The organism is Vibrio sp. G-C-1, assembly GCF_021728015.1.
Lineage (GTDB): Bacteria > Pseudomonadota > Gammaproteobacteria > Enterobacterales > Vibrionaceae > Vibrio > Vibrio splendidus.
Map to the genome: position 1 here is coordinate 227,604 of NZ_JAKKCR010000004.1, position 13,255 is coordinate 240,858.

11 protein-coding genes, 2 tRNA genes and 2 pseudogenes are annotated in these 13,255 nt (G+C 44.8%); 4 read left to right on the top strand and 11 right to left on the bottom strand.

The window, feature by feature from the left end; all coding sequences use genetic code 11:
• Positions 1 to 23: 23 nt before the first annotated feature.
• Positions 24 to 239, bottom strand: a pseudogene (locus L3V36_RS08375) (hypothetical protein); the annotation flags it as partial.
• A gap of 6 nt (positions 240 to 245) precedes the next feature.
• Here L3V36_RS08375 and L3V36_RS08380 point away from each other — a divergent pair.
• Positions 246 to 446, top strand: a pseudogene (locus tag L3V36_RS08380) (LysE family translocator); the annotation flags it as partial.
• A gap of 57 nt (positions 447 to 503) precedes the next feature.
• Here L3V36_RS08380 and L3V36_RS08385 read toward each other — a convergent pair.
• The 5 genes from L3V36_RS08385 to L3V36_RS08405 form a co-directional block, all read right to left on the bottom strand.
• Positions 504 to 1,061 (bottom strand): hypothetical protein, encoded by a 558-nt coding sequence (locus L3V36_RS08385; protein ID WP_102447780.1) that lies wholly within the window; start codon positions 1,059 to 1,061, stop codon positions 504 to 506.
• Between the two features lie 215 nt (positions 1,062 to 1,276).
• Positions 1,277 to 1,708: a GNAT family N-acetyltransferase gene (locus tag L3V36_RS08390; RefSeq protein WP_102447781.1), complete on the bottom strand. Its 432-nt coding sequence runs from the start codon at positions 1,706 to 1,708 to the stop codon at positions 1,277 to 1,279.
• Between the two features lie 120 nt (positions 1,709 to 1,828).
• A complete protein-coding gene (locus L3V36_RS08395; RefSeq protein ID WP_102447782.1) occupies positions 1,829 to 2,323 on the bottom strand; it encodes a GNAT family N-acetyltransferase in 495 nt (164 codons plus the stop codon).
• Between the two features lie 72 nt (positions 2,324 to 2,395).
• Positions 2,396 to 2,734: a zinc ribbon domain-containing protein YjdM gene (locus tag L3V36_RS08400; RefSeq protein WP_004731484.1), complete on the bottom strand. Its 339-nt coding sequence runs from the start codon at positions 2,732 to 2,734 to the stop codon at positions 2,396 to 2,398.
• Positions 2,735 to 2,912: 178 nt separating this feature from the next.
• Positions 2,913 to 4,076 (bottom strand): threonine/serine exporter family protein, encoded by a 1,164-nt coding sequence (locus L3V36_RS08405; RefSeq protein WP_004731486.1) that lies wholly within the window; start codon positions 4,074 to 4,076, stop codon positions 2,913 to 2,915.
• Between the two features lie 523 nt (positions 4,077 to 4,599).
• Between L3V36_RS08405 and L3V36_RS08410 the strand changes: the two genes are divergently transcribed.
• From L3V36_RS08410 to L3V36_RS08420, 3 genes are all read left to right on the top strand, one after another.
• Positions 4,600 to 4,674, top strand: a tRNA-Gly gene (locus tag L3V36_RS08410).
• Between the two features lie 38 nt (positions 4,675 to 4,712).
• Positions 4,713 to 4,787: transfer RNA gene (locus L3V36_RS08415), tRNA-Gly, on the top strand.
• 325 nt (positions 4,788 to 5,112) lie between these two features.
• Positions 5,113 to 5,370 (top strand): hypothetical protein, encoded by a 258-nt coding sequence (locus L3V36_RS08420; RefSeq protein WP_102447783.1) that lies wholly within the window; start codon positions 5,113 to 5,115, stop codon positions 5,368 to 5,370.
• 108 nt (positions 5,371 to 5,478) lie between these two features.
• Here the strand turns inward: L3V36_RS08420 and L3V36_RS08425 are convergent, their stop codons facing one another.
• The 5 genes from L3V36_RS08425 to L3V36_RS08445 form a co-directional block, all read right to left on the bottom strand.
• The gene (locus tag L3V36_RS08425; RefSeq protein ID WP_208775302.1) at positions 5,479 to 6,063 is read right to left on the bottom strand and encodes a cupredoxin family protein; all 585 of its coding nucleotides are present in this window, start codon (positions 6,061 to 6,063) and stop codon (positions 5,479 to 5,481) included.
• A 106-nt stretch (positions 6,064 to 6,169) separates the two neighbouring features.
• On the bottom strand, positions 6,170 to 9,313 hold the full coding sequence (locus tag L3V36_RS08430; protein ID WP_208775300.1) for an efflux RND transporter permease subunit: 3,144 nt from the start codon (positions 9,311 to 9,313) through the stop codon (positions 6,170 to 6,172).
• Positions 9,310 to 11,052 carry an efflux RND transporter periplasmic adaptor subunit gene (locus tag L3V36_RS08435; RefSeq protein ID WP_208775299.1) on the bottom strand — a complete coding sequence of 581 codons (1,743 nt, stop codon included), beginning with the start codon at positions 11,050 to 11,052 and terminating at the stop codon, positions 9,310 to 9,312. Before L3V36_RS08435 ends, L3V36_RS08430 begins: the two co-directional genes overlap by 4 nt.
• Before the next feature lie 11 nt (positions 11,053 to 11,063).
• Complete coding sequence (locus tag L3V36_RS08440) at positions 11,064 to 12,506, bottom strand: TolC family protein (RefSeq protein WP_004731496.1); 1,443 nt, start codon at positions 12,504 to 12,506, stop codon at positions 11,064 to 11,066.
• A 99-nt stretch (positions 12,507 to 12,605) separates the two neighbouring features.
• Positions 12,606 to 13,070 carry a hypothetical protein gene (locus L3V36_RS08445; RefSeq protein ID WP_017059270.1) on the bottom strand — a complete coding sequence of 155 codons (465 nt, stop codon included), beginning with the start codon at positions 13,068 to 13,070 and terminating at the stop codon, positions 12,606 to 12,608.
• Between the last annotated feature and the right edge of the window lie 185 nt (positions 13,071 to 13,255).

The following is a 13,255-nucleotide window of genomic DNA, read 5'->3' on the forward strand; positions in this document are numbered from 1 at the left end:
ATTGGCTATGGCTTCATTTTCGTTTAAATCGGGGCACGATAAAACCAACAAATGCTACGCTTAAGTTCTAGTTGGTAACGTAAGACTTCGTGTTTATCTTGCTCTGAATAAAAGGTATTCAGGAATTGTCCACCGCACTTCTCAATCACTTTTTGCGAAGCAATATTGCCCCTATCGCACGCAATAATAGCGCTTTCATTCAATACATGTTGTTGAACCCAAGACAACATACGACTTGCGTTTCCTCACCCCATGCAGAAAACCAACATCTCGCACTCGGCTATGGGCTTTACATGATCGTTCTTCACGGCTTGTGGTTTGGCGTTGTCGTTATGCTGTTTACTTCGAATACATTGCAAAAACATCTATTGAGAGCAAAGAAAAGGCTTAATCAAGCGTGTGGGGTTGGATTGGTATCTTTTGGCTTAGCGCTAGCATTAAAATAACCCGATGGGTCACAGTATCTATGGCAGCAATAAAAGCTGCCATAGTGATGAACTTATTTAGCCTTCAAAGCCACCCACTTCCCATTTATTACTCACTTCGTTCGTTAGTAGATTCTGGAAATGCACAACATCTTGCGATTGCCAAATACCAACGTTTAAAGCAAAAGACCGATCTTCATCTTGAGTCGCTTGAATGAAGTTTGAAGACATCGTTATTGTGTTCGCCTTGATGGTATGTTCAGTTTCTAGGTCAAGACTGAGATACGACCTGCCATCGTTAGCAACAAGGCCACGACGCATATTGCATCGAAACTGAGTTAATACATAGTCGCCCGGTTTGATACCATCAAACAGTGCGTACTTCGTGTCTTCATACACAAATACACGTAAGGTTTGTGGTTCAGAGTTAACTAATTTACCATCAACTTTTTCTTGTATGTCAAACGAAAATGTTTCGCATGGGTAACTTGAGTCGTACTTAGAGATGTTGGTCGCAATAGCTAACGCCCCGTTACCTTGAGGTTCTGACAATGTGTCCGTAGCCGAATTAGGAATACTTTTGCACCCTGAGATACTCGCAGCCGCAGATAACGCAACAATCAGAAACTTATTCATATAAAGCCTTTATTCTTATCAATATAATTATTCGGAGACCCTATCATTAAAAAACCGGACCGAAAACACAGATTCATAAAATATTGATATGGTTGGCATTATTTTATAATTCCACTGACAATTCTCTTATTTACACGACCTCTGTTGGCAGATTATGGCAACTATCTGATAGAGATACAGGCTAAAAGGAATGAGTTCATCTCTATTATTACTAACTATTTGCGACACATATAGACAAACTGATCATTTTGCGAAGTGATTTCGAAGCCAAACCTTAGATACAACTCCCCAACTCGATTACCTTGTAGGTAACAAAGTTCGACGGGTTTATTGAGGCTGTCAGCCTTAGTTAAGCAATCTTTCAGTACTTGGCTACCAATACCTTTGCCATGATATTCAGGCAGTAAGAAGAACCGGCAAAAATAGAAGTGGTCGCCTTTGTCTTGCAGCAACACACTGCCAATCGCTTTGCTTTGATATTCAATGATTTCAGGCCGTTCTTCTGCCCACTCTTCGGCGTGTATATCTCGTTGAATTTGCTCATCCCAGCCAAAAACAGCTTTGATTGACTCAAATTCAGCCGCCTTTTTCAGCTCGAACAGAAATTCATAATCTGATGACTGAGCGGGTCTTGTCGAATACTTCAAAATATCTCCAACAATAATCAATGAACTATAACCAATGAATAAGAAACAACAGCGGGTTCATTTCCAAAAAGCTCGCTCACGACAAGCAAGTGAGAATTGGAAGGTGCCATGCTTCAGTGTTCATTTAGGGTTTAGTTGATAGCGTAGAACTTCGCGTTTATCTTGCTGTGAGTAAAAGGTATTTAAGAACTGCCCACCACACTTCTCAATCACTTTTTGCGAAGCAATATTGCGGTACTCACAGGTAATAATAGCGTTTTCGGTCAGTACGTGACGTTGGACCCAAGACAACATATGACTTGCGATACCTTGCCCTCTTGCTTGTGGCAAAGTCTCGTAGCCTATATGTCCTATGACATCGTGAATGTACGGACTGGTGCCATGACGAACTCTTATCACTCCAAGAATACGTCCAGACTCGAAACAAAAATAAGTAGAAGCAGGCGTCCACCCTTCTGGCAAACCCTCACCTTTTGAATAAGCAATTCGTCTTTCCAAATAGGCATCACTGCCATCAGAAATGCCCGTGTAAATATCTAACCCATCTTCAGTACAGGCATTCACATAGTGATGAAAGGCAGTTGAATGCGAAAGAGCAGCTTTAACCATGTCCATATAATGTTGATTCTCCTCCGGTTTTTACGCTAATTAGTTCAGTAGCAACTCGCAATTTTGACCGATTATCGACTATTGCTTCTTAACGTACTTCGCCGTAACCAACATTTCACCGCCACCATCCAACTTGCAATCTAGCTGGTGATCTTTGCCTTCGTTGATGCGTCGAATCACGGCTTTAGTGCCGATTTTCAGTACGCTAGAACTGCCTTTGATTTTTAGATCTTTAATGAAGGTAACTTTATCGCCACTTTCCAATACAACGCCATTTACGTCCTTAACACGCGCGGCTTCTCTTTCTAAACGCTCTTCTTCTGGATTCCACTCATAGGCACACTCAGGGCAGATTAGGTTGTTTTGGTCTGGGTAGACATATTCAGATTGGCATTGCGGACAAGGAGGTAAAGACATACGTTAATACTTCATTTAAATAGAATTTGTTCCATTTTAATGACTCTTGTCAGGCTTAGCGAGCATAAATCTAACAAGTTTTACGGAGAGCTAATTGTCTTAAAAAAGAGCAGTACCTAAAACGAACAAACACAGCCGCTAAGCTGTGTTTGTTTAAAGGTTTGAAAAGCGGAACGGCTTAACGTTCGACTTTTGGTGAGTAAATCGAGTAAGCGGTGATTTGCCCTGCCACGATTGCAGAGAACATAAATAACGCCGACAAACCAATACTCGGGATAGGCAGAATCGATTGTTCAAACACCGATTGGCTGGCACTCACTAATACTCGGCTACCCGGAACCAAGATGATGATCCCTTGCACGATATAAATAGAGCCCGTGAGCTCCATCTTCTTGGCAATCCAAGTCCCGTACAAAGTAATAAGAACCGTCGTAACCCAAGTACCGACAACCCAACCACTATCAAAACCTAGATAGAACGGGCCCCACATACCGAGAACCGCTACTGGTAAACCAAGTAAGATGTCTTTAGGTCGCGCATTGAACATCACACCGATAGAAACAGAGATCAGCACCAAGCCAGATATGTGCATCCACATCGGTACCGCATTGGTATAGTCGATGGAGACCGCTTGTCCCCATATCGCTTCACCGATGTTGAGCCCCATGATAATCCCTACAAACAGCTTAATCAGGGTTAAGGCGCTCTGCCCTAGCAAGCTGGTACCAGAAACCAAGTCATTAAACGCCAAACATTCTAGTGCGTTGGCTATGGATAACCCGGGGACAAACAAGACGATCGAGGCGATACACAACGCCCACACAGGAATCGGCAACCCTGTGCTCGCCAAAAACGCTACAAAGATACCCGTTAACAATGCCGAGATGAATTCAACTGCGATAGCGCGACGTGAATGAAGGACTTGCTGACAGACCCAAACCATCAAACCCAATAACGCAGAAAAACCCACCGCTTCCAACGTACTGCCCACCAGCATCAAATACGCAGGCGGAATACCCATATTGGCAAGTGCCGTCACAAATTTAGAGTAACCGACAGGCTCTGGTACAGGCTCACTGCTTGGCTGGTTAATACGAATGATCGTATTGGCCAACAAACTCAGGTTAATTGACGCAGGCTTTAGACGCTTAAGAATAACGGCGTTGTTATCGTCTGGAAATTGATAGTTAATCGCAGTTGGCGTAGCTTGGATCATCACATCAACACCATGCTTTTTTGCATAGAATTGAGTGTATTTCTCTAGCTTGTAAGGAGCACAACCACTGCGGTGAAGAGTGTCACCAATTTCAACAATTTTGTTAATTCGGAACTGAGAAGGCATGGGTATTTTAGGGGAGACAAAATGTGCGGCAAATGTACCAAACGATAGACGGATTGACGAGACTTTTGCGTAAATTATCAACTCAACTCGTTACTTTTTTCTTCGAACGCTTAAAGGTGCGTATAACTCTACTCATTTGGGATTAGTTTCCTGAATACTTCGACTGGTTGGTAAGTTAAATTTATGCATCCATATTGTTATTAATGGACGCCAAAACACGATTAAAAATCAGTTTATGTTAACACTCCAAATTCCTTAATTTGTATGGGTTTTATGACAAGCTAACACCAACAAACTGGTTTATAAATCAAACCGAATTTGTCACAGAAATAGCGGGGGATTTTCCATTGTTTCTCGCCCTCCGTTTAGCGAGAGTTTAGTCACATTTTATTCACTCTGAAAACGCCGAACATGATTGAAAAACTAGCGGTGTGGTGGTTATGCGAGCACTTAGAATAAAAATGAAAGAAAAAGGTTTCGTTTTCAGTTAGATGTGGCATTATCACTCTCGTTAAGACGATGTGCGTACATCGTATAATGGCTATTACCTCAGCCTTCCAAGCTGATGATGCGGGTTCGATTCCCGCTGTACGCTCCAGTCTTCTTGATGCCTCAGTCTTACTCTTAAGACAGTGTGCGTGCATCGTATAATGGCTATTACCTCAGCCTTCCAAGCTGATGATGCGGGTTCGATTCCCGCTGCACGCTCCAACTTCTCCTTAAGCTCCATGACATGCTTTCTTCCAGCGATACCCTATTCAAAAACTTTCTCCGTTCGATAAATCCATAGTCATTAAATCTATACTGATTAAACTAATTTGGTTTAAGCTTAGATTGACGAATCAACGCTAAGTAACCAACCAAAGCTATTAACTCCTTAAATCGCTTCGTATTTCTGACACCTATCCAAATCACACATTGCAGTTCAGCTTTTAATGATTTTCAAAATTGTTCCAATTTAATAATCTTGGTCAATATCCGAAAAAACAGTTGTGTTAATGTGCGCGCATTAGCAACAACCCATAAATAATAAAAAATGTTTAAAAGCAATGAGTTAACAATTAATATCGATGCAATTAATGTCGCACTGTCAAAAGTCGAAAATGCGAACAAAATTCAGCTAGATACATTGAAAGGTTATGTGAACAGCGAACCAGAACAGGCCGTGCTTGCGTTTCGTTCTTTGAATGAAGTGGAATCGATCGACGACAAACTTAAGAAGATCATGTCCGAGCTACCGCACCTCAGTGGCGAAGCTCACCACCTACTAGAAACATCGATCCTATTACAGTAGTGGCCAAAAAAGATAAGTCTCAACTAGCGTGATGAGCTAAGACTTATCTTTTAGCTTTCTGTTTTTAGTACTTTTCTAGCCGCTATTTCTAGCTCTATTAGATAATGCCTAAAGCGTTAACGACTTCACCATACCCGCTTCCGCGTGACCAGGAATATTACACGCGAACTCTACGTTATTATCACCATGGAAATGCCAAAGTATCTGTTTCGCTTTGCCCGGCTTAACTGTAACTGTGCTGCCCGAGTCATGAGCGTGATTACCCATGTTTTTCATCATTTCACGATGCTCTAACTGCTCTGAAGCAGAACCAATCGAGAATTCATGATCAATCTTGCCTGTGTTCATTACAACGAACTGCACCACGTCGTTCGGCTCAATATCAACCTTGTTCTTAAATGTGATTTTCATATCGTCACTTAACAGAACATGAACCACTTTATCCGGCTTTGCGCCTGTCGCAGGCATACCCACTTCAGACATGCCTTCCATATTCATCATCGAATGGTCCATCTTTCCATCCTTCATCATGCTGTGATCCATTTTTGAATGATCCATCTCTCCACTTTTCATCATTGAGTGTTCCATGCCTGAATGATCTTTACTTGAATGGTCAACAGCTGAATGGTCCATTTCAGCAAAAGCCGTTGCAGTAGTTAACATCAGTGCAATCGCAATAAGTGTCTTTTTCATGATCGTTCCTTAGATTAATTCAGTTATTTATTTGTTAGTTTCACATGTTCATGTGGTACGCCCTTACCCACTCTGTATTGGTAAGTAAGGGCTAATAATCAATACGTTATTTGTTTGTCTCGTTTTGGCTATGCGTAATCTCACGCTGTTTCCAGAGCTTAAAGATTGCAGGCAAAACCAGTAGGGTAAGCAACAGTGCCGACGCCATTCCGCCTATCATCGGCGCGGCAATTCGCTGCATCACTTCAGAGCCCGTTCCCTCGCCATACATAATTGGAATGAGGCCAATGATCACCGTAAGTACTGTCATCATCACTGGGCGAACACGCAGTCCTGCACCCTCACGAATCGCATCCGTTAAGTCTTCACTCTGAAGTGCTTGCTGGTTCTGCTCCGCATCCAATTTTTTGTAGTGCCATGCTTGATTTAGGTAGACCAACATAATGACGCCTATCTCAACAGCTACCCCGGCAAGGGCGATAAAGCCCACACCCACCGCAATCGAGAAGTTGTAATTGAGGACATGCATCAGCCATAGGCCACCAACCATCGCGAGTGGCAATGTCAGCATAATCATCATCACCTCACCGACACGGCGGAAGCTGAGGTAGAGCAATAACATGATGATGGCGATGGTAATTGGCACAACGACACTTAAACGTTCTTTGGCGCGCTCCATGTATTCGTATTGACCAGACCATGCCAGTGAATATCCGGCAGGCAAGACGATTTGATCGGTAACGACTTTTTGCGCCTCTGCCACATAAGAACCAAGGTCGCGACCTTCGATGTCAACGAACACCCAGCCATTAGGACGCGCGTTCTCCGTCTTAATCATTGGTGGCCCATCTTCATAGCGAATATCCGCGACATCAGACAAAGCAATTCGCGCTCCATTTGGTGTCACTAACGGCAGGTTCTGCAGCTTAACGACAGAATCACGATAGCTTTGTGGGTAACGGACATTGATTGGGTAACGCTCTAGCCCCTCAACGGTTTCGCCCACGTTCATGCCACCAACCGCAGTCGAAATAACCTGTTGCACTTCTTTAATGCTCAAACCATATCGCGCAGCAGAACGACGTTTGATGTCTATCGTCACATAACGACCACCCGCAACACGCTCGGCGTAGACAGAGGCCGTGCCATTGACACCATTCAAGATAGGTTCAAGTTGAGAGCCAATATCCTCAATCACGCTCAGATCTGGGCCGGCGATTTTGATACCAATTGGCGTTTTAATACCGGTCGCCAACATGTCGATACGCGTTTTGATTGGCATGACCCAAGCGTTGGTCAAACCGGGGAATTGAATCAGATCATCAAACTCTTTACGCAGAGACTCCGTAGTGACACCGTCACGCCACTGTTCTCGCGGTTTAAGCTGAATAACCGTTTCAATCATAGTCAGTGGCGCAGGATCGGTTGCTGTCTCTGCTCGGCCAATTTTGCCCCAAGTGGTTTCGACTTCTGGAATGGTTTTGATGAGCTTGTTGGTTTGTTGCAACAACTCACGAGCCTTACCTATTGAGATACCCGGATACGTGGTTGGCATGTACATCAAATCCCCTTCGTCCAAAGGAGGGATGAATTCACTACCAAGCTTACTGGTTGGGTAATAAGCAGACGCCATTAAGCCAAGTGCGATAACAATCATCACCTTTGGATATTTTAGGCTGAGATTTAGAAGCGGCTTGTACATCGCCACTAGGCTGCGGTTTACTGGGTTTTTGTGTTCAGGTAGCACGTTGCCACGAATGAAGTAACCCATTAGCACAGGCACAAGCGTGATAGCCAAACCGGCTGCAGCGGCCATTGCATACGTCTTGGTAAACGCAAGTGGCGAGAACATCTTGCCCTCTTGCCCTTCTAGCGCGAACACAGGCACAAAACTCAAGGTAATGATAATCAGAGAGAAGAACAGCGGCGCGCCAACTTCTTCTGCTGCCTTACCAATCACTTGCCAACGGTTTTTGTCAGTGAGCGGAGTCCGTTCAATGTGTTTATGAACGTTCTCAATCATCACTATGGCACCATCCACCATGGCGCCAATCGCAATCGCGATCCCGCCAAGAGACATAATGTTGGCGTTAATACCCTGCCAATGCATAACGATGAATGCGCCTAAGATACCGACAGGCAGACTTAGCGCGATAACCAGTGATGATCGGATATGGAACAAGAACAGCGCACACACGACGGCGACCACGATGAACTCTTCAGCCAGCTTCTTCCAAAGGTTTTCAACGGCTGAATCAATCAAAGTAGAACGGTCATAAGTTGCGACAATCTCGACACCATCAGGTAAGCCAGCTTGCAGTTCAGCGAGCTTGGATTTCACCGAGTCGATCACTTCACTGGCATTTTCACCAAAGCGCATCACAATAACGCCGCCAACCGCTTCACCCTCACCATTGAGTTCCGAGATACCACGACGCATTTGTGGGCCAAGGTTAATGTCAGCAATGTCACCTAATAGCAGCGGAGTACCTTTGTCGGTCACTTTTAGCGGCAGAGATTGAATATCTTCGATGCTTGTCAGGTAACCGGTGGTACGAACCATATGTTCGGCTTCCGCAATCTCAACAACAGACGCTCCTGTTTCTTGATTACCATCTTGGATTGCCTTGTTGACTTGCTGAAGCGTTAGGTCGTAAGCACGTAACTTGGCAGGATCAATCTGTACTTGGTACTGCTTCACCATGCCACCAACGGTCGCCACTTCAGACACGCCTTCTACAGTTTGCAATTCATACTTCAAGAACCAATCTTGCAAACTACGAAGTTCCGCTAAGTCGTGCTGACCTGTTTTATCTTGCAACACGTAGCTGTAAACCCAGCCCACACCGGTTGCATCGGGTCCTAGTGTTGGCTTGGCACTCGATGGCAAGTTAGGTGCAACTTGGCTTAAGTACTCCAACACTCGTGAACGCGCCCAGTACATATCGGTATCGTCATTGAAGATGATATAGACATAGGAATCACCAAAGAACGAGTAGCCACGAACTGTTTCAGTACCCGGTACAGCTAACATGGCGGTGGTCAATGGATAGGTCACCTGATCCTCGACCACCTGTGGGGCTTGACCCGGATAACTGGTTTTGATGATTACCTGAACATCTGACAAATCAGGAATGGCATCGACCGGTGTATTTTTAACGCTGTATAAGCCGCCAAATACGATGGCTACAGTAGCAACCAGCACTAAGAAGCGGTTGCTAATAGACCAGCGAATGATTGCATTGATCATAGTTCGCCCTCACCCGTGCTATTCGTCGGTTCGAGAGATTTGAGCACGTAATCAGAACCTTGCTTCGCCACTAGAAACCGAATGGTTTGACCCTCGGCAAACTCAGATAAATCAAGGTCATCACTGGCTTGGAAATTCATTTCACCCGCTTTCCAATTCCACTCAGGGACTGGCTGATGTTTTACAGTGATCATGCCAAAATCTGCCATCAACATGGTGATGTCACCCGTTACCCAAACTTCGCCGGCGATCTTGTGTTTGTTGACCTTGTAATCAACAACCTCGTACTGCCCTGACTCTGTCTTTCTCATCTCAAAATCAATCGCCTTACCACGTTTCACGTCACTCATGTCCAAGCCTTCCGCAAAGGTGAAATTCATCACCATGCCCGGCCAATCCCATTCAGGAACAGGCTGATGGTTAATCGTCACCATACGGCTGCCTTGCATAACGTCGGAAATTTCACCGTTCGCCCATACGGTTTCAGCTTCTTCCTCAACACCATTGATGCGTGACAGATCAGCAGATTGGCTCGATTCAGAATCCAACATGAAGTGAGCAGAAGTGACAATGTTTTCGCCTTGCTCTAGCCCTTCAAGCACCTCTATTTTTTCGCCAGCTTCACGACCAACCTCAATACGAGCAGAGCGATACTTGCCAGAACCTTCTGACATCACCACTCGAGTCATACCACCGGAGTGAATCACCGAAGATCTTGGGATAGTAAGAACGGCTTCATCACTGATGGGTTTCAGCGCAATATTGGCAAACATATTTGGCTTAAGCTCGCCATGGGGATTGGAGAACTTCAAACGAACGCGCAAAGTTCGAGTTTTTGGGTCAAGGATTGGGTACACGTAATCGACATTACCTAACCACTCTTTGCCGGGAATGGCATCTAGCGTCATCACCGCATTGCTGCCTGATGAGATCCAGTGCGCTTGGCGCTCAAACACCTCAGCATCAACCCATACTTCGCCTAATGGACCAGCACTGATCACCGCTTGTGCAGGTGAAAGGTAACCACCTTCTCGGATATTCAGACTTGCAATGACACCATCGGCTGGCGCTTTAATTTCAATGGTTTGCGAAGCTTTGCCTTGTCGCGCAATAGCGCGGATTTGCGTCTTATCAACACCCAAGGTAATCAAGCGTTCAGTCGAGCCCTTGATCAAACCTTTACGACCCGCTTTATAAGCACTGATCAACTCTTCTTGTGCTTTAACAAGCTCTGGAGAATAGAGTGTGAAAAGCACATCACCTTTGTTTACCTTCTCACCCACTGCGTTGATGGAGAGTTTTTCCACCCAACCAGCTGCTCTTACGTTGGTTTGCCACAATGTACTTTCATCGAACGCCACATAACCCACGGTTTCAATCCGAGGAGACAGCGCTTCGAACTTAACTTTCGCTGTTTTGACACCCAGATTATTTTCTACCGACGAATCAATAAACACGGTTCCGGGCTTATCTTTGGCTCCGCCGTTCACATCGTCTGCATACACAGGGATAAGGTCCATCCCCATTGGCGATTGACCTGGCTTATCACGCTGATAATTTGGATCCATCGGAGCCACCCAATACAGAGGTTCATCCTTGGTTTGTTTACTTACTTCGGCGCCGGTACTCGTTGCCATTGCTGACATGTTATGTGCTGACCCAACGACAAAGTGATTCACACCAAAACCCAATGCACCACCGACCAATAAAGCGATAGTCGCTACTTTTACTGAACTCATTGTCTATTCCCTTATTGATTGGCTGTGTGTTTAGTCGCGCTTGAATTGAGTTGTGGTTGGTTTACTTGGTATTCAAAGCCACTGACTAACGCCGCTAGTTTGCTGTTAACGATGTTGAGATCGGTGATCAAACGTTGTTGCTCTAACTTAAGCGCTAGCTCATCGGTCGTTGCTAAAATGACATCGTTAAACTGAGCGGTATTGTTTTGATAGCCCCTCTCAACCGCGCTGATTCGTGCTGCGGTTTGAGGAAGCAAGGACGTTTGATAGCGATCTAATCGCTGGATCAGATTTGATCTGTCCACCAGCAATGCATTCACTTGCGCGTTCATTTGGGAAAGTAAGGTGTCTTTTTGAGATTTAGCCGCACCAACTTGATACTGAGCAGCCGATAAGTTCTTATCTTGTCGATTCCCCGTAAACAGCGGGATGTCGACAGTCAGATAGGCACTCACCAGATCAGAAGCAGGTTCACCTGCCATGTTATTGGCTTGACGGTGTGCATACATCACTTCCACCCCAAACTGCGGGGTATAAGCTTGCTCGGCTAACTCAACCTGAGTCTGATTCGAGGAAATACTGACATCGGAGATCTTAACCAAAGGATGGTCAGTCAGTAACTGGTAGTGCTTGGTTGAATCAATATTGGTCGCTAATTTGCTTTCCAAAAAAGACCAATCGATTTGGTTAGTTGCATTCAGTGTGCCCTGAGAATCAAGAACCTGAGAGCCTAGCCAATCAGAACCCAACCATTCAGAAAGCTGAGAGATTAAGCGGCGCTGAACTTGCTGGTTTGCCTGAAGTTTCTCATCAAGCTTGCTCACTTGAAGCTGAGCATTAAGCAGATCTTGCGCTTCACTTTTACCAATCGAGTAATTGGTTTGTACATAGTTTTCAAGCTCAACCAACAAGCGACGATTTTGAAGAATCACCGACTCAGCTTTTTGTTGATAACCTAACTCAAGCCAAAGCTGCGTCATGCTATTCGCAACCGTCAATTCTCTTGCTTGCACCTGCAAAGCTAAAGCATCTGCCTGTTGGCCTGCCTTTTTCTGTTGGAGGTTAAGCGTATCGCCACGCTCAAACTGCTGCATCAGCCCTACCGATATATTAGTCATCGGGTCTTCGTCGAATTGAAAGCTATCGACAGGCAAACCGCCAAATCCAACTTTCAATTTCGGGTCCATTAAGGTCGCGCTGGCAATGCCCGTTTCTCGCATCGCTTGAGACTGAGCAAAGTACTGTTTGCGATTTCCATCTTCGCTTAACGCTATCTCAATCAGTGTATTGAGTTGCTGCGTCGAGCTTGCTTGGTCATGTGCTGAAATGTGTTGAGCATTTGAAGCTGACGCCGTGGTAGCCGCGAGCGTAGCACTTGAAAACAAGGCCATAGGCAAGGCAGCAGCAACCACTAAGCTCGTGTTCATGACAAACACAGAGGTTGTTGGTTTCATATTCACAATGAATGTCCATATCTAGCGCTAATTAGCGCATAAAAAAGAATGGCTTATCAGATTTATCTAACTGATAGAGCTGTATTTTTAGATATAGATTTATGCGGAAGGTGGGCGTAGCAAAGATTGAGCGCGTGCGACTTTCTGGCCAATCGTGACCGATTGAAAACGAGCTAATGAAAAGGAAAGTTGATCAACGGCTTGAACAGCCTGAATTGGATAGGGACTTGCAGAACACATTGAGGCACAGCAATCGGCACTCGAACAATGGTTACCCATCATCGGACTGCCGTCTTCGCTCATTGAAGACATATCGAATTGAGCCATCAAAGCATGGGCACTCATGTTAGAGTCTTCAGCGTGTACTTCTTCACTCATCACATGACACCCTGCCATTGAATCATTAACCGAAGTATCGCTGTGGTAACAAGCCGACTTGCTCGACCCCATTTCCATCATCATTACTTCAGTCATCAAGGCTGAGGAGCTTGAGGCATAGCTAGACATCAACATCGCAATGATGCTGAAAACAATAATCCAAGTTTTTCGGAATGTGTTTGTCATAGCTTACCTTTGAATTTACAACGCAACTATAAACGTTCCCCTTAGGGTAAGGTCAATGCCATTGTGCCGATATTTACCTGACCGTTGAAAAAGTATTCATCCTCTCTTTCATCAAAATGAGATAATTCTTCGACTTTGCAGTTTTTTCTTTAAAAATTATCCAATTAGCTAGCGAAACCTCTATC